Source organism: Streptomyces sp. NPDC048590 (assembly GCF_043199535.1).
In the GTDB taxonomy this organism is placed as follows: domain Bacteria; phylum Actinomycetota; class Actinomycetes; order Streptomycetales; family Streptomycetaceae; genus Streptomyces.
On sequence record NZ_JBICWC010000014.1, the window covers coordinates 74,622 to 91,362 of the forward strand.

11 protein-coding genes and 1 pseudogene are annotated in these 16,741 nt (G+C 70.9%); 11 read left to right on the plus strand and 1 reads right to left on the minus strand.

Annotation, left to right across the window (positions count from 1 at the left end):
* Positions 1 to 14 precede the first annotated feature (14 nt).
* From ACGFNN_RS32005 to ACGFNN_RS32020, 4 genes and pseudogenes are all read left to right on the plus strand, one after another.
* On the plus strand, positions 15 to 926 hold the full coding sequence (locus ACGFNN_RS32005; RefSeq protein WP_393561190.1) for an ADP-ribosylglycohydrolase family protein: 912 nt from the start codon (positions 15 to 17) through the stop codon (positions 924 to 926).
* Between the two features lie 219 nt (positions 927 to 1,145).
* On the plus strand, positions 1,146 to 2,927 hold the full coding sequence (locus tag ACGFNN_RS32010) for a DUF4153 domain-containing protein (RefSeq protein WP_393561192.1): 1,782 nt from the start codon (positions 1,146 to 1,148) through the stop codon (positions 2,925 to 2,927).
* 522 nt (positions 2,928 to 3,449) lie between these two features.
* Entirely contained in the window at positions 3,450 to 4,160 is a 711-nt protein-coding gene (locus ACGFNN_RS32015; RefSeq protein WP_362555421.1) for a ribonuclease HII, read from the plus strand.
* A 58-nt stretch (positions 4,161 to 4,218) separates the two neighbouring features.
* A pseudogene (locus tag ACGFNN_RS32020) lies at positions 4,219 to 4,843 on the plus strand (hypothetical protein).
* Positions 4,844 to 4,900: 57 nt separating this feature from the next.
* Here ACGFNN_RS32020 and ACGFNN_RS32025 read toward each other — a convergent pair.
* Positions 4,901 to 5,533, minus strand: coding sequence for a hypothetical protein (locus tag ACGFNN_RS32025; RefSeq protein WP_362555425.1), 633 nt, complete (start codon positions 5,531 to 5,533; stop codon positions 4,901 to 4,903).
* Positions 5,534 to 5,873: 340 nt separating this feature from the next.
* Between ACGFNN_RS32025 and ACGFNN_RS32030 the strand changes: the two genes are divergently transcribed.
* From ACGFNN_RS32030 to ACGFNN_RS32060, 7 genes are all read left to right on the plus strand, one after another.
* Positions 5,874 to 8,033 (plus strand): RecQ family ATP-dependent DNA helicase, encoded by a 2,160-nt coding sequence (locus ACGFNN_RS32030; protein WP_393561193.1) that lies wholly within the window; start codon positions 5,874 to 5,876, stop codon positions 8,031 to 8,033.
* Positions 8,034 to 8,515: 482 nt separating this feature from the next.
* Positions 8,516 to 9,136 carry a GyrI-like domain-containing protein gene (locus ACGFNN_RS32035; RefSeq protein ID WP_393561195.1) on the plus strand — a complete coding sequence of 207 codons (621 nt, stop codon included), beginning with the start codon at positions 8,516 to 8,518 and terminating at the stop codon, positions 9,134 to 9,136.
* A gap of 529 nt (positions 9,137 to 9,665) precedes the next feature.
* Positions 9,666 to 11,027: a DUF4192 domain-containing protein gene (locus ACGFNN_RS32040; RefSeq protein ID WP_393561197.1), complete on the plus strand. Its 1,362-nt coding sequence runs from the start codon at positions 9,666 to 9,668 to the stop codon at positions 11,025 to 11,027.
* A 117-nt stretch (positions 11,028 to 11,144) separates the two neighbouring features.
* Positions 11,145 to 11,909, plus strand: coding sequence for an NUDIX domain-containing protein (locus ACGFNN_RS32045; protein WP_362556375.1), 765 nt, complete (start codon positions 11,145 to 11,147; stop codon positions 11,907 to 11,909).
* A gap of 145 nt (positions 11,910 to 12,054) precedes the next feature.
* The gene (locus tag ACGFNN_RS32050) at positions 12,055 to 13,815 is read left to right on the plus strand and encodes an ATP-binding cassette domain-containing protein (RefSeq protein ID WP_393561199.1); all 1,761 of its coding nucleotides are present in this window, start codon (positions 12,055 to 12,057) and stop codon (positions 13,813 to 13,815) included.
* Positions 13,816 to 13,975: 160 nt separating this feature from the next.
* Complete coding sequence (locus ACGFNN_RS32055; protein ID WP_362556370.1) at positions 13,976 to 14,866, plus strand: FadR/GntR family transcriptional regulator; 891 nt, start codon at positions 13,976 to 13,978, stop codon at positions 14,864 to 14,866.
* 326 nt (positions 14,867 to 15,192) lie between these two features.
* Positions 15,193 to 16,737 (plus strand): RNA polymerase sigma factor, encoded by a 1,545-nt coding sequence (locus ACGFNN_RS32060; protein WP_393561201.1) that lies wholly within the window; start codon positions 15,193 to 15,195, stop codon positions 16,735 to 16,737.
* Positions 16,738 to 16,741: the final 4 nt, after the last annotated feature.

Genomic DNA, 16,741 nt, shown 5'->3' on the forward strand with positions numbered 1-16,741 from the left:
ACAGGGCGATGACCATGACCGCTGATTCTGCTTCCGTCCGCTTCGAACGCGCTCTGGCCGCCCTGCGTGGACTGTCCGTGGGAGACGCCCTCGGATCCCAGTTCTTCGTCCCGGCCAACTATCCCTTGCTCAAGACCCAGGACCTGCCTCCCGGCGACTGGCAGTGGACCGACGACACCGAGATGGCCTGCTCCGTGCTCGCCGTACTCGCCTCTCATGACCGGATCGACCAGGACGCCCTCGCGCAGTCCTTCGCCACTCACCACGACTTCGACCGGGGCTACGGTCCCGCGGTCAACCGCCTGCTCAGGCTGGTGAGGGAAGGCGGCGACTGGCGTGCGCTGGCTTCCTCCCTCTTCAAGGGGCAGGGCTCCTGGGGCAACGGTTCGGCGATGCGCATCGCGCCCCTGGGCGCCTGGTACGCGCACGATCCGGAGCAGGCCACCCACCAGGCGGAGATCTCGTCGTACACCACCCATCAGCACCGTGAGGCCGTCGTGGGCGCGATGGCGGTGGCCGCGGCCGCCGCCCTTGTCGCCGCGCCGGGAGGGCCGCCCACCCCCGAGGATCTGCTCGACGGAGTGGTCGCGCTGATCCCGCGCAGCGCGGTCGGTGCCGGTCTGCGCAGGGCACGCGACATGCTCGACTACCAGGACGCCGGCACTGTCGCGGCGGTGCTCGGCAACGGCCGTCGCACGAGTGCCCATGACACGGTCCCCTTCGCCCTGTGGTCGGCCGCCCGGGGCCTCGGTGACTTCGAGCGGGCCTTCTGGGTGACGGCGCAGGCAGGCGGTGACGTGGACACCACCTGTGCCATCGTCGGAGGGATCGTCGCCGCGGGGTCGGCCGGCTCCCCTCCTGACGAGTGGCTGGACCGTACGGAGGCCCTGCCCGGCTGGCTGCCGCTCGCCCCGGCGCGCCACTGACCCGAGCGCGGGCCGCCTCGGGCGCTGCTCCCGGCGTCCGGCGGCCGCTCTCTTGTCACGGTCCTGCCACAGCGGGGCCTCGAACGGCTCTGCGGGCCGGGCAGGCCCTACGCTTTCGCCCACGCCACCCACATCGATCTTGGTGGGTGGCGCCTGGAGATGCCGGAACCGCCGCCCCGCCGCAAGGCTGTGCGAGCGGCCCGGTGGGGGAGGGGCCTCATGTCCGATCAGCAGTCCGACGCGTCCGGCACAGCTGGAACACCGTCCGAACCCGCGCAGGGGGCGACCGCCGCCTCCGGCGCCGCGCCTGAACCTGAAGCCGGTCCGGCTTCCGGGTCCTCCGCCCGGGAGAGCGGGGCGACCGACGGGCCTGCCCGTGCCTCGACCACCCGTCCGGTACCGTCGCAGAAACCCGGTCCGGACGTGCCCGAAGTGCCTGCCTACATGAGGGGCCCGCAGCAGGGGGACGTCTGGCAGCAGCGGGCTCGGAAACCGCAGCCCGGGGTGCTGTCCCGTCTGAGACCTGCCTCGCCGCCCGGAGTGACTCCGGGGACGCTCTGGTCGGTCCTGGCCACGGCGCTGGTGAGTGCCTTGCTGCTCGGTGACGGTCTGGGCATCAATCTGCTGGTCGTGGCGGTGCCCGCCGCTCTGGCGGCCTTCTTCGCCGCACGTTCGGCCGGTCGGGTCCTGCGGCCGTGGACCGCTGTGTGGGCCGTGGGCGGGCTTGCTCTGCTTACCGTCCCGGCCCTCCGGGACGCCGGGTGGCCGGCCTTCCTGGCCGTGGTGTCGGCGATCGCCCTGGGCTCGCTCGCTCTGCACGGCAGTCGCAGCTGGCCGGGGGTGCTGCTCGGCTCCGTCGGACTGTTCACCTCCGCGGCGGGCGGTGTGCGCTGGGGCTGGCGGGGAGTGCGTGAGCGCACCGGCGACTCCCGCGGCCGCCTGCGGACCGTGGTGCGCACCACGGTCATGGCCGTCGTGCTCCTCTTCGTCTTCGGCGCGCTCTTCGCCTCGGCGGACGCCGCCTTCGCGGACCTGCTCGGCGACCTGACCCCGGACCTCTCGGTGGGAGAGGCTCCCTGGCGCGTCTTCCTCTTCCTCCTCGGAGCGGCCGGAGCGCTCGCGGCCTCCTACAGCGCGGTCGCGCCGGTGCGCTGGGACCGCATCACCGTGCGCCCCGGAACGGCCCGGAGCAGGGCCGAGTGGGCCGTACCGCTGATCGTGCTCAACCTGCTCTTCGCCGCGTTCATCGCGCTCCAGCTGGTCGTCCTGCTCGGCGGGTACGACAAGGTCCTGGAGGAGACGGGGCTCCTGCCCGCCGAGTACGCCCGGCAGGGCTTCTGGCAGCTCCTCTGGGCGACCGTGCTCACCCTGCTGGTCATCGCGCTCGCACTGCGCTGGGCACCGCGAGGAGGTCAGGGCGACCGCACCCTTGTCAGGAGTGTCCTGGGCACCCTGTGCCTGCTCACGCTGATCGTGGTGGCCTCCGCGCTGCGCCGTATGGACCTCTACGTGGACGCGTTCGGGCTCACCCGGCTGAGGATCTCCGTGGCCGCGGTGGAGCTCTGGCTGGGTGTGGTGCTCGTCCTGATCCTCGCCGCCGGGATCTTCGGAGCCAGGATGCTGCCCCGGGCGATCGCGGCGAGCGCCGCCGCGGGTGTGCTCGCCTTCGGGCTGATCTCGCCCGACGGGCTGATCGCCGAACAGAACGTCCAGCGATACGGCAGTCACGGGACGATCGACATCGACTACCTCAGGGGGCTCTCCGCGGATGCCGTCCCGGCCCTGGACGAACTTCCTGAACCGTTGAGGTCCTGCGCGCTGGAGTACTTGCAGAGGGACCTCTCTCTCCGCGAAACCCCCTGGTACGCCACCAGCTGGGGTGAGGCCAGGGCGCGGGAGATCATCGAGGGGCGTCCCGTCCTGAACCAGGGCACCGAGTGCTACCGCGTCGGCCCGGACGTCGACGACCGGGACGGCGAGAGCACCTACGACCCGTACTGAGCGGGCGCCGCCGGGGAGCCGCGCCCGTGATCCGGATCTTGACCTGATCCGGGCGTGGTGACCGGCCCGGTGCTGCCGGTGCGGGCGCACTTCCGCGGAGGGTCGAACACCCGCTTGCGTCAGTGACGTTCGAGACGTGTGTACGAGTTCGGGTGCGGCCGTCGGCCTGAGACTTTGGCGGACGTTGTTCGGATGCGAGGCCTGCGGACAACCGGTATCGCCCCGATGTAGCCCCTGCGAGGGTGTATTCGCATCTGTGATGGAGGGTAGGGATGTCATGCCCTATCTGCGCTGTGGGTTGGATGTTGGCTCAGGTTCGCCTTGTTTCATCGTGTGCGTAAGTGAACGACCTGCTGAGTTCGCCGTCGGTGGCGGCATCGTGCCCGGGCTTCGGGAGCTGTCGACCGCGCGTCCTCGGGCACCGGAATGTGTGATTCCGAATGCTCTCGGGAGGAAGCCGGAGTGCTGCACGGCGCCCCGGGGTGTTCCTGCCGGTTCCAGCGGCGTACCCTGGCAGGCGCCATGCCGTACGAACCACCCACGCACACCGTCGAGCGCTCACTGCGCGCTACCTCCGGTGCCAGGACCGTCGCCGGTGTCGATGAGGTCGGACGCGGAGCGTGGGCCGGCCCCGTCACCGTCTGCGCCGCCGTCACAGGGCTCCGCCGACCTCCCGAGGGCCTCACCGACTCCAAGCTGATCAGCCCCAAGCGCCGGGCGGAACTCGCCACGACGCTGGAGAAGTGGGTCACGGCCTACGGGCTGGGACACGCGTCACCCCTGGAGATCGACGAGCTCGGCATGACGGCGGCACTCCGTCTCGCAGCGGTCCGGGCGCTCGAGCTCCTGCCGGTGCGGCCGGACGCCGTGATCCTCGACGGCAAGCACGACTACCTCGGGGCGCCCTGGAACGTCCGTACCGTGATCAAGGGCGACCAGTCCTGTGTCGCCGTCGCCGCGGCCTCGGTGATAGCCAAGGTCCGGCGGGACACGATGATGGCCGAACTGGGCGCGGACACGGGGCAGTACGCAGACTTCGCCTTCGGCGCGAACGCCGGGTATCCCTCACCGGTACACCGGGCCGCGCTGGAGGAGCTGGGGCCTACGCCTCACCACCGCCTCAGCTGGGCCTACCTCGACGCGCTGCCCCGGTGGCAGCACCTGAAGAAGGTCCGATTCTCCGCCGAGGCGGCGGCACTGGAAAGCGGGGGCCAGCTCGGCTTCGACTTCTGATCGCGCAGGCGTACCCATCCGCCGACGTGTGTGCGTCGGCAGTGACAGACAACCATTCATGCCTCTCATCCCCCGAGGAGCCTCAGATTTCCGAGAGCGCCCAGGGTCCCCGCGTTACACCGGCCGCCGGCCGCACCGCGCCGACCCCTCGCCCCGTACCCGGACCGCGTTCCGCGGCCACCCCGCGTCCCGGGAACCCCGGCCGCGGCCCCGCCAGGCCCGCGCCCCCGGCACAGCGCCCGCGTCCCGCAGCTCCGGCTCCGGCCGCGCGGAAGCTGCCCGAGGACCGTTCCGCAGCACAGTTCCAGCTCATCCCCGCTCCGGTGGGCGGCGCGGTCGACGCTGCGGACGAAGCCGTCGACCTGCTCCTCGACACCGGTCGGGCACCCGGCGACATCCTGGTGCTCACCACCGGCGAGCAGCACCCGTGGGCGGCTCACGAGCTCTCCTTCGGGGAGGCCGCTTACTGGGCCCAGCACGACGCGGGTGACGACGTCTTCTTCGCCCGTACCGCGGACGCGAGCCGCTGCGCCCAGCGCGCCGTGATCGTCGTGGCGGTCAACGGCGACCTCGACGCGGCGGCGACCCGTGCGCTGTCCGAGGTGCGGGAGCGCGCCGGTGCGCTGATGATCGCGTGCGGAGACCCCGAGAAGATCAACTCCGCGCTCGGCGCCGGAGTCTGAGCCGCTCGGCTGTGGGGCCCGCACGTCCGGTCGGACGTGCGGGCCCCACACCGCGTCTCACCGCGCGGCGGTCCGCCGCAGCGCGTCGGCGGCTCCGCCTCCGGTGCGCAGAGGCACCGGGTCGTTGAGCGAAGAGGTGTCCGCGAGGGCGGACGGCCGGGACAGCAGCGTCGGGCTGCGCCCGGTGCGGCCCTCCCCGAGCACCTGCCAGCCGCCCCGCGTCAGAGTGATGTAGGCGCCGCAGCGCAGGCCGTGCAAGGTGCACGCGTCTCGCAGCCCCCACATCCACGCCCCGTCCTCCTCCGTCCAGCGCTCGTCACCCTCGCGGCAGTAGAGCAGAACCGCCGTACGCACCGGGGTGCGCCGTCGGAGGTCGTGAGGGATCACCCGGCGCAGATGGGCCAGCAGGGCGTTGCGGAACTCCCAGCCGTCGGTGGCCAGGCCGGCTCTCCGGGCGAAAGAGGCACTGGCCGTGAGCCGTTCCTCGTGATCGAGCACGGCGACGATCGCGGTGGCGGGTGCGGGACGGTGCCGCGCGTGGAGACCGCCCACGACCTCGCGCGGACTGCGCAGCAGGGGTATCCCGGCGGCAGCCCACTCGGCAGGCTCGAGCATCCTGGCGACATGGTTGACGGAGCCCGCGGACGCCGACAGTGAAGTGGCTGCGGACGGAGCGAATCCGAAGGTCACGGTCCTCCCTTCGCTACGCGCCCACCGGGCGGGCAGGGTCGAATGAGGGCGCGCCGCGGCACAGCCCTTCCGGGCCCGCGAAAGACCGTGCGGGGAGCGACTCCAATTCTTCCTGTCGTATCGGCAGGCGGCAACGAGCAATTGGTCCGGCTGACTGGTATCTGACGGAATGACACGGATATCCCTGCCCGCTCAGCGCGGAACGAAGCCCTGCACGGCTGCCGGACCGCAGCGACCAGCAAGAACGCCCCTGCCGGGCGGAGCGGCGGGCGGTGGGGCGCGGGTGACGTGGACGGTCGCCGGTTCGCGTGATGTCGGTGCTGTCGGGTTGCATGGGGGCATGAGCGACATGGATGTGCGTGCCGAGGCCGACGCTGTGCTGTCCCGTCTGGTGGGGCGCGGAGACGGCGAGGCACGTCTGCGCGAGGACCAGTGGCAGGCGATCGAAGCGCTGGTGCTGGAGCACCGTCGCGCGCTGGTGGTGCAGCGGACCGGTTGGGGGAAGTCGGCCGGCTACTTCGTCGCCACGGCTCTGCTGCGCCACCGGGGCGCGGGCCCGACGGTGATCATCTCGCCTTTGCTGGCCCTCATGCGCAACCAGGTCGAGTCGGCGGCCCGGGCCGGAATCGCGGCCAGGACGATCAATTCCGCCAATCCCGAGGAGTGGGACGCGATCCAGGCCGAGGTGGAGGCCGGAGCGGTCGACGTCCTGCTGGTGAGCCCTGAGCGTCTGAACTCCCCCGACTTCCGAGAGACGGTGCTTCCGCGGCTGGCCGCGACGACGGGCCTCCTGGTCGTCGACGAGGCCCACTGCATCTCGGACTGGGGCCACGACTTCCGGCCCGACTACCGGCGTCTTCGCACGATGCTGGCCGAGCTGCCCGCGGGTGTCCCGGTCCTGGCCACCACGGCGACGGCGAACGCCCGGGTGACGGCGGATGTCGCGGAGCAGCTCGGCACGGGTGGCGGTGAGGCGCTGGTCCTGCGGGGACCACTCGACCGGGAGAGCCTGCGGCTGGGTGTGCTGGAGCTGCCGGACGCCGCGCATCGTCTGGCGTGGCTCGGGGAGCGGCTGGGCGACCTGCCCGGGTCGGGGATCATCTACACGCTGACGGTGGCGGCGGCGGAGGAGGTCGCCGCCTTCCTGAGGCAGAGCGGGTATCCGGTGGCCTCGTACACAGGGAAGACGGAGAACGCGGACCGGCTGCAGGCCGAGGAGGACCTGCTGGCCAACAGGGTGAAGGCGCTGGTCGCGACCTCGGCACTCGGCATGGGTTTCGACAAGCCGGACCTTGGTTTCGTGGTGCACATGGGCTCGCCCTCATCGCCCATCGCCTACTACCAGCAGGTGGGGCGTGCGGGCCGCGGAGTGGACCACGCGGACGTGCTGTTGCTGCCGGGCAGGGAGGACGAGGCGATCTGGTCGTACTTCGCGTCGGTCGGCTTCCCGCCCGAGGAACAGGTGCGGCGCACCCTGGCGGTTCTGCAGGACGCGGGACGCCCGCTTTCGCTGCCCGCCCTCGAGCCGCTGGTGGATCTCCGGCGCTCGCGCCTGGAGACGATGCTGAAGGTCCTCGACGTGGACGGGGCGGTCAAGCGGGTGAAGGGCGGCTGGACAGCCACAGGCCGGCCCTGGACGTACGACGCGGAGAGGTACGCCTGGGTCGATCGCCAGCGGAAGGCCGAACAGCAGGCCATGCGGGACTACGTGGCGACCGCGCAATGCCGGATGGAGTTCCTGCAACGGCAGCTCGACGACGAGAAGGCGGCTCCGTGCGGCCGCTGCGACACGTGTGCCGGTCCGTGGCTGGACGCCGCGGTGTCCCCGGGGGCCCTCGCCGGAGCCGCAGGCGAACTGGAGCGCCCCGGCACCGAGGTCGAGCCGCGCCGGATGTGGCCCACCGGTATGGCAGCCGTCGGTGTCGAACTCAAGGGCCGTATCCCGGCCGGTCAGCAGGCGGCCGTGGGCCGTGCCCTCGGCCGGCTCTCGGACATCGGCTGGGGCAACCGGCTGCGTCCGCTGCTCTCGGAGCAGGCACAGGACGGGCCGGTTCCCGACGACGTGCTGAAGGCGGTCGTCACGGTGGTGGCCGACTGGGCCCGCTCGCCCGGCGGCTGGGCCACCGGTGGGGCCGATGCGATGGAGCGACCGGTAGGAATCGTCGCGATGCCTTCCCGTACCCGCCCGCAGCTGGTGGCCTCGCTGGCGGACGGGCTGGCCCGGGTCGGCCGACTGCCGCTGCTGGGGACCCTCGTCCACACCCCGGAGGCGGACCAGCACGCGTCCCACCGCAGTAACTCCGCCCAGAGGCTGCGGGCTCTCGCAGCCTCCTTCGCGGTTCCTGCGGACCTCGCCGCCGCCCTGGCCGGTACACCTGGTCCGGTCCTCCTCGTCGACGACTTCACCGAATCGGGCTGGACCCTCGCAGTGGGAGCGCGCCTGCTGCGCCAGAGCGGAGCGGGCCCGGTGCTTCCGCTCGTCCTGGCCCAATCCGCGTAGTCGTCCTGCTGGAGCGGGACGGTGGTGGGCCCGGACCTCGGGATCTGCCGCAGTGTGCCTGGGGGACCGGGGCGGGCCGTCCGTGCGGAGGATCGGGCCCGGCATGCCGCGGTGCGATCGCGACCACGAGCGCGTGGGCTGCCGGGGCACCTGGGAACCCGGCAGCGTCCACCGCCGGTCCCACAGCCGCGGTGTGTCGGACCCGCTCCGGTAGACGGTGGAGCGCTGCGGCCACGCGGATATCGTACGGGGGACGGGGGACGGGGGACGGGGGACCGGGGAACGTGGAACGGTGAACGGTGACCGAAAGGCGAACGACACGGAACGCCACCATGAAGCTGGTTCTTTGACCGGAAGGCCGGTCCGACGCCCGCGAGACGATGGACTCCGCAGGCCGTAGCGGCTGCCGGCCCCTCGGCTCGAACCCATCTGGTCACCGGCCACGATGCCCCTGCCCGTCCTCACCACGACGAAGGACCCCTGTGCCGCCCTACGACGTCAAACGCGATCTCAAACGGTGCTACGCGCCGACGAACTCCGAGTGGGCACTCGTCGATGTTCCCGCGCAGCGGTTCATCGCCGTCGACGGACGTGGAGATCCCAACACCGATGCCTCGTACACCCGGGCGGTGGAGGCGCTCTACTCGGTCGCCTACACACTCAAGTTCACCGGCAGACGAGCTCTCGACCGGGATTTCGTCGTGGGGCCTCTCGAAGGGCTGTGGTGGGCGGACACCCCGGAGGCGTTCACCACCCGCGCGAAACACACGTGGCACTGGCGGATGCTCATCAGCCGGCCCGACTGGATCACCGAGGAACTCGTGGAGGACGCCCGGCGAGCGGCGCTGGAGAAGAAGAGTCTTCCCACCATCGCCGACGTCCGCTCCGAGTCCCTGAACGAGGGGACCAGCGCCCAGTGCCTGCACATCGGGCCCTACGACGACGAGGGGCCCGCACTTGCCGAACTCCACGGGGAGTACCTGACCGCCCACGATCTGCGGATGACCGGACTGCACCACGAGATCTACCTCAGCGACCCCCGCCGGACCGATCCGGCACGGCTCCGGACCATCCTGCGGCAACCGGTACGCCGGACGGGCTGATACCTCAACCGACTTGATCGTCCGGGCCTCACCTCCCCTGGTCATGTGTCCGGCAGCGGGACCGAGTTCACAAGTGCGGCGGGCCGGACTCGCGCGGTGGCAGAAGGGCGCACGCATTCCCGCCCGGCAAGGCTTTGCCCGGCTCACCCCGCTGGTGGACGGCTTGATTCGGCCCGCACGGGCACGCCGCACTGCGGTGCACGAGTCATCAGGCGGTCGTACGAGCTGAATTCAGCGGAGGGCCTACCGGACGCGGGTCCCCTCTTGCGTACCGCGCACCGCACCCTGCGGCACCGCGCACCGCGCACCGCGCACCGTGGTGCCGCAGGGCGCGGTGCGGCGGTCGAGGAGCGCGCGGCCGGCGGACCGGCGCGCCCCTTGTTCCGAACAGAGTGGCGGCGGAAACCGTGCTGCTTCATGCCGCCATGCAACCCGATCACACGGACTTCCCGCACCTGGCGGGCAAGAGCTGTGGACAAAGTTATCCACAGGGGTCGCGGAATTCGGCGCCACGCGGGACGGTCATGCCATGAACGAGCACGACGAAACCAGTCCGTCCGACGCGCAGCAGATCACCTTGCGCGGCCCTGCCGAACTCGCCGACGCACTCCCGTACCTGATGGGTTTCCACCCGAACGACAGCGTGGTCATGGTGGCCCTCCACGGCGGCCGGGGCCGCTTCGGTGGTCGGCTCAGGCTGGGTATCCCGCGTGATCCTCAGGAGTGGGAGCCGGTCTCCGGCCAGCTCGCACGCAGTCTGATCGAGGGCAGCGAGAAACGCGGTTCCCGTCCTGACGCGATCATCGTCTTCCTCTGCCAGGACCCGGGCGGGGGAGAGGACGCCCCCCGGACGATGGAGCGGCTGAGGCCGCTCGCCCAGTGCCTGCGCACGGCCTGCGGATCGCTCGACGTCCCCGTGCTGGAGGCGCTGTGCATCTCGGACGGCCGCTACTGGTCCTACTGCTGCCCGGATGACCGCTGTTGCCCTCCGGAGGGCAACCCGATGGCACTGCCGGGCACGACGGTCATGGCCGCCGCGGCTGCGTATGCGGGCATTCAGGTGCGGGGCTCGTTGAGCGACATGGAGGCTCGGTTCACGCCTCGGGAGAGCGAGGCGGCCCGGGAGCAGGAGCGTGCTCTGGACAGCGCGGGCGCCGTTCTGGTGTCCCGGATCCTGGATCCCGAGGGGCGTGGAGTGGTTGCCACCGAGACCCTTGCGCTCGCAGGCAGGCTCAGGGAGCGCCTCGGGAGCGCTCCTGCGGCAGGCCCCGCCCTCGCCGACATCGCGGACGACCGTCTGATCACGGCCGAGGAGGCGGCCGCGGTGATCCTCGGTCTCCAGGACCGCGAGACCCGGGACCGCGCGGCCGAGTGGATGGAGGGGCACGAGGCGGAAACGGCCTTGCGGCTGTGGCGGGCACTGGCGCGGCGTTGTGTCGGTCCCTTCGTCGAACACGCCGCCGCCCCGTTGACGCTGGCCGGCTGGGTCTCGTGGTCCACCGGTGACGAGGCGGGAGCGAGGGTCGCCCTGGGGCTCGCGTTGCGGGCCGATCCGCACTACACGTTCGCCCAACTGCTGCATCAGGCGTGCAACCAGGGCCTGGACCCGGAGACGCTGCGACGCTGCCTCCGTGGCGAGCGGGCCGCGCGGGCAGGGCAGCAGGATGACCGCGCGTCCGGAACCCGCGCGCGGCGAGCGGCCAGGCGGCGGTCGGCGCCGTGCCCGTCGGATGGTCGGGACGCGAAACGGAAGCGGCGTTCGACAGGCGGGAGGGTACCCTCCGGCTCCCGGCCGGGCAGGGACATGAACCGGGGACAGGCTCGGGACCCGCGGCGTCTGAGCCGGCGCGGCACGGACGGCGGCGGGCGATCGCCGGGTGGTCCCAGCTGACGAGCCGCCGTGTCGGCCACAGGATCCGCCACAGCGAGGGCAGGCGGACCGGGCCCGGAACGGAACAGGTGTCGTCAGGGGAGTGTTTATCGTCAGGGAGACGACTATGATTTCAGCATGCCGCCCTACGACCCGTCGACCTTCCCGCCCTTCGCTGTCACCGTCGATCTGGTTGTCCTCACGGTGCGACGTCACGCGCTGTGCGCCCTGGTCGTGCGCCGTGGTGAAACACCGTTCAAAGGGCGGTGGGCCCTCCCCGGTGGATTCGTCAGGACAGATGAGGACCTCGGCGCCGCCGCCGCACGTGAGCTGGTCGAGGAGACGGGGCTCTGCGTCCACGACCCGTCCGCCCCGGCTCCGGGGAGCGGCGCTCATCTTGAGCAGTTGGCCACCTACGGTGACCCGGACCGAGACCCTCGGATGCGGGTTGTCAGCGTGGCGCATCTCGCGCTGGCGCCCGACCTGCCGGCGCCGCGTGCCGGAGGGGACGCGAACAGCGCCCGCTGGGCCTCCGTGGAAGATCTGCTCGGCCCTGGTGGCGGGTTCGCGCGCGAGGGCGAGGACTCCGAGTCCCTGGCCTTCGACCACGCGCGCATCCTGGACGACGGAGTGGAGCGGGCCCGCTCGAAGATCGAGTACTCCTCGCTGGCCACGGCGTTCTGTCCGCCCGAGTTCACCGTCGGTGAACTGCGCAGAGTGTACGAGGCGGTGTGGGGAGTCGTGCTGGACCCGAGGAACTTCCACCGCAAGGTCACAGGCACGCCCGGCTTCCTGGTGCCGTCCGGAGGGACGACGACGCGTCAGGGAGGCCGCCCCGCACAGTTGTTCCGCGCCGGTGCCGCGACCGTGCTCAACCCGCCGATGCTGAGGCCGGAGGTCTGAGCACTCAAGGGTCCCCAGGTCCCGTCCTGTGGGACCTGCGGAACGCCCACGGAACCACCGGTGCACAAAAAGTCCGAAATGTCGCGTTATCTTGCTGGGGTACTCACCCTGCCGCCGAGCGGTCACACCCTCCGCGAGAGAAGCGATGCTCCAGGCCATCGGACTCACCAGCGCCCCACGCCGCGACCGTCCTCCCATCGTCGACGACCTGACCTTCGAAGCGCCGCCCGGCTGCGTCACGGCGCTGCTCGGCGCCCCCGGCTCCGGCAAGTCCACAGCCCTCCGTCTGATGCTCGAGATCGAAGCAGGGCGAGGTGTTACCTACTTCAAGGGCAGGCCGCTGCACCGCATCGGCCATCCCGCTCGCGAGGTCGGAGTGCTGCTCGGCGACGTACCGGGGCATCCCGCGCGTACCGCTCGTGGCCAGCTCCGCATGCTCTGTGCCGCAGCCGGCGTCCCGGCGTCGAGAGCGGATGAGCTGCTCGAGGTGGTAGGGCTGGCGGGCCTGGGGGACCAGCGCATCGGAACCCTCTCCGCCGGCATGGACCGGAGGCTCGGCCTCGCCACTGCACTGCTCGGTGATCCCCACACGCTCGTCCTGGACGAGCCCGCCGAGGGGCTCTCGCCGCGGGAGAGGAGCTGGCTCCACGGTCTGCTCCGCGCCCACGCCGCCGAAGGCGGCACCGTCCTCCACGCGATCAGCGACCCCAAGGAGGCGGCCCAGGCGGCCGATCGCGTGATCACCATCGACGGCGGGCGTCTCGTCGCGGACCAGGATGTCCGGGAATTCTCGCGTACGCGGCTGCGCCCCAGGGTCGCTGTGCGCACGCCGCAGGCGGCACGGCTGGCCTCGGTGGTGAGCCGTGAGGCCCGAGCGGCCCGGCGCTCGGTCGAGGTTGTCGCGGAGGACGGCACCAGGCTGTCGGTGTACGGCAGCAGCTGTGCGGAGGTCGGGGACGCGGCCTACCGGCACGGCGTTCCCGTTCACCAGCTCGCCGACGAGACCGGGGACGCGGGTCCGCCCCCCGCTCCCGTCGCAGGCCCGGGTGTCGGCCCGCACAGGATCGTCCTGCCGGGGCCCGCCTCGGCCGTCGCGATCTCCCAGCTGCCCCCTCCGATCCCCGTACGCCCGGCGCGGGGCCCGCTGCGCCCCCTGCGCTACGAACTGCGTCGCCTCTTCGGCGTGAGGACGACGGCATTGATCCTGGCGGGTGTCCTGGCCGTCTCCGCAGGTCTCTCCGTGCTGCTCGCACGTTCCGGAACGACGCCGCTCCCCGACCTCCTGGCGGCGTGGCCTGACCTGCTGCCGCTGCCCCCGGCCGCGTTCGCCGCGGGTCTGCTGGGTGCCCTCTGCTTCGGCGACGAGTTCCGCTACCCGGCGCTCGCTGCCGGGCGCGGCACGGTCCCGCGCCGCCTCGGACTCCTGGTGGCCAAACTTGTGGTCTCCGGTGGCGTCGCCGTGCTGCTCGCGGCGCTGTCCGTCCTGGTCAACGCCGAAACCCTGCGCCTCCTCTACGGCGGAGGCCTGGTGGCCGTACCGGTGAACGCCCCGCAGATGGCGGCGAGTTGGCTGGGGCTCTCGATCGGCTGTGCCTGGGCGGGCCTGCTCGGGGCAGGCGTGTTCCGGCTGACTGTCGCCGGTGTCGCCGCGGTGCTGGCGATTCCGGTGCTCGTTCTGCCGCTCGTGCAGAAGCTCCTGGCAGGGCCGTCGGTCCGTTCGATCGTCGGATTGCCGGGTCGTCTGCGTGAACTCGGGTGGCTGCAGTGGCCTGACCAGGTCGACAGATGGGCGATGGCCGTGGTGAGGGTCGTCGCCCAGCCCGTGGGACTGGCGCTCTCCCTGTCGTTGGCCGCACTGGTCTGCGCGTATGTGTTCACCGGCCTTCGGGGGAGAGCTCGTTGGTGACTGCGGAACGCCAGTTCGACAGCGTCACAGGCTCAACTCTCTTGCAAGGGTGCGATTTATACCGATAACGCGTCAATTGAGAGGTGGGTGCCGATCACCCTTTCGTGTGCTTTTCAGCAAAGACCTCAAGGGGTGCCTGGGCGGCGCCGACAAAGGATGCGTGAGTACCCTTGCGCACACCATGATGACCGCCGCCCGCTCCGCCGATTCCGGCCTCGCCGGTCCGGGCGAACTCGACCGCTACCCCTACACGGAGACGCCGGCCGGCGAGCGCGCCACCGCACTCCGTTCCTGGGGCGGTGCCGATACGGAGCTGGGGCGGGCGGGCCGCCGCGGCACGGCCGGGAGGGGGCGTGGGCTGCACGGCCAACTGGTTCAGCAGCTCGGCCAGATGATCGTTTCCGGTGACCTCGGTGCCGACCGGCCGCTCGTGCCGGAGGAGATCGGCCAGCGATTCGAGGTCTCCCGTACCGTTGTGAGGGAATCCCTTCGCGTTCTCGAGGCCAAGGGCCTCGTCAGTGCCAGGCCCAATGTGGGCACCCGGGTGCGCCCGGTGAGCGACTGGAATCTGCTGGACCCCGACATCATCGAATGGCGTGCCTTCGGGCCGCAGCGCGATGACCAGCGCCGCGAGCTGGAGGACCTCCGCTGGACCATCGAGCCGCTGGCCGCCCGTCTGGCCGCCGGTCACGGGCGCGAGGACGTTCAGCAGCGTCTCGGCGACATGATCGAGATCATGGGGCACGCGATGGGGCAGGGTGACGCCCTCACGTTCTCCAGGGCCGATGCGGAGTTCCATGGCCTGCTCATCCAGGCGGCCGGCAATCGCATGCTCGAGCACCTCTCCGGAATCGTGTCGGCGGCGCTGCATGTCTCCGGAGGCCCCGTCACCGGATGTGACCGGCCGGCGGAGGCGTCTCTCGGCCACCACGCGCGGATCGTGGAGGCCCTCGCGTCGGGGGATGCCGCCGGCGCCGAGGCCGCGATGCGGCAACTGCTCGTCGGCCATGCCGACGGGGACCGGGTGGTTCCCGCGCCTCGCGAGCACTGAGCGCCGCCGGGCCGGGGTGTGTGCGCTCCGTGGTGCCGCCGAGCCCTGACAGCTCGGCGGCGCGTCGGGCGGACATGCGGCCTCTGGTTATGTTTGTCGCGAATGAGGTGTGACTCGGGCCACGCGAATTGGGCGTAACACTCCTCGAAACAGTGCGATGACTTAAGAGGTGACCGCCGCGGAAGGAATACAGCAGCCACGTAGTGCGCTGTGCAGTTCTGAGGCCAAGCCCGCGCCGTCGGCGACATCCCCAGTCGACGGTCGTCGGTACCAGCCCCCTTCAGGGCCGGGCCGGAAGCCGTTTCCATCGTTCCGAGAGGTTGTTCGTGTCGGCCAGCACATCCCGTACGCTCCCGCCGGAGATCGCCGAGTCCGAGTCTGTGATGGCGCTCATCGAGCGGGGAAAGGCTGATGGGCAGATCGCCGGCGATGACGTGCGTCGGGCCTTCGAGGCTGACCAGATTCCGCCAACCCAGTGGAAAAATGTTCTGCGCAGCCTCAACCAGATCCTCGAGGAAGAGGGTGTGACGCTGATGGTCAGTGCCGCGGAGTCGCCTAAGCGCGCCCGCAAGAGCGTCGCAGCGAAGAGCCCGGTCAAGCGCACCGCCACCAAGACAGTCCCGGCCAAGACGGCCGTGACTCGGACCGTCGCGGCATCCGCCGCCCCGGCGGCAGAGAGCACGGACGCGGCAGCCGGCGATTCCGTCGCCGCCCCCGCCAAGAAGGCCGCGGCCAAGAAGACGGTCGCCAAGAAGGCCGCCGCGAAGAAGACCACGGTCAAGAAGACCGCGGCGAAGAAGTCCGGCAAGCAGGACGAAGAGCTCCTCGACGGCGACGACGTCGTCGAGGAGGTCAAGGTCGGCAAGGGCGAGGAAGAGGAGGGCGAGGGCGAGAACAAGGGCTTCGTCCTCTCCGACGACGACGAGGACGACGCGCCCGCGCAGCAGGTCGCCGTCGCCGGCGCCACGGCCGACCCGGTCAAGGACTACCTGAAGCAGATCGGCAAGGTTCCCCTCCTCAACGCCGAGCAGGAGGTCGAGCTGGCCAAGCGCATCGAGGCCGGCCTCTTCGCCGAGGACAAGCTCGCCAACTCCGACAAGCTCGCGCCGAAGCTCAAGCGCGAGCTGGAGATCATCGCCGAGGACGGCCGTCGGGCGAAGAACCACCTGCTGGAGGCCAACCTCAGGCTCGTGGTCTCGCTGGCCAAGCGGTACACCGGCCGCGGCATGCTCTTCCTGGACCTCATCCAGGAGGGCAACCTCGGTCTGATCCGTGCCGTGGAGAAGTTCGACTACACCAAGGGTTACAAGTTCTCCACGTACGCCACGTGGTGGATCCGCCAGGCGATCACCCGCGCCATGGCCGACCAGGCCCGCACCATCCGTATCCCGGTGCACATGGTCGAGGTCATCAACAAGCTCGCCCGCGTGCAGCGTCAGATGCTCCAGGACCTCGGGCGTGAGCCCACCCCGGAGGAGCTGGCCAAGGAACTCGACATGACCCCGGAGAAGGTCATCGAGGTCCAGAAGTACGGCCGCGAGCCGATCTCTCTCCACACCCCGCTGGGTGAGGACGGGGACAGCGAGTTCGGAGACCTGATCGAGGACTCCGAGGCCGTCGTCCCCGCGGACGCGGTGAGCTTCACGCTGCTCCAGGAGCAGCTGCACTCCGTGCTCGACACCCTCTCCGAGCGTGAGGCGGGCGTCGTGTCGATGCGTTTCGGTCTCACCGACGGTCAGCCGAAGACGCTGGACGAGATCGGCAAGGTCTACGGAGTGACGCGTGAGCGCATCCGCCAGATCGAGTCGAAGACGATGTCGAAGCTTCGCCACCCGTCGCGCTCGCAGGTGCTGCGCGACTACCTCGACTAAGAGC

Excerpts from the sequence above, each read along its gene's own strand:
- ACGFNN_RS32005 (WP_393561190.1), top strand. The coding sequence starts at position 15 with ATGACCGCTGATTCTGCTTCCGTCCGCTTCGAACGCGCTCTGGCCGCC.
- ACGFNN_RS32010 (WP_393561192.1), top strand. The coding sequence starts at position 1,146 with ATGTCCGATCAGCAGTCCGACGCGTCCGGCACAGCTGGAACACCGTCC.
- ACGFNN_RS32015 (WP_362555421.1), top strand. The coding sequence starts at position 3,450 with ATGCCGTACGAACCACCCACGCACACCGTCGAGCGCTCACTGCGCGCT.
- ACGFNN_RS32030 (WP_393561193.1), top strand. The coding sequence starts at position 5,874 with ATGAGCGACATGGATGTGCGTGCCGAGGCCGACGCTGTGCTGTCCCGT.
- ACGFNN_RS32040 (WP_393561197.1), top strand. The coding sequence starts at position 9,666 with ATGAACGAGCACGACGAAACCAGTCCGTCCGACGCGCAGCAGATCACC.
- ACGFNN_RS32045 (WP_362556375.1), top strand. The coding sequence starts at position 11,145 with ATGCCGCCCTACGACCCGTCGACCTTCCCGCCCTTCGCTGTCACCGTC.
- ACGFNN_RS32050 (WP_393561199.1), top strand. The coding sequence starts at position 12,055 with ATGCTCCAGGCCATCGGACTCACCAGCGCCCCACGCCGCGACCGTCCT.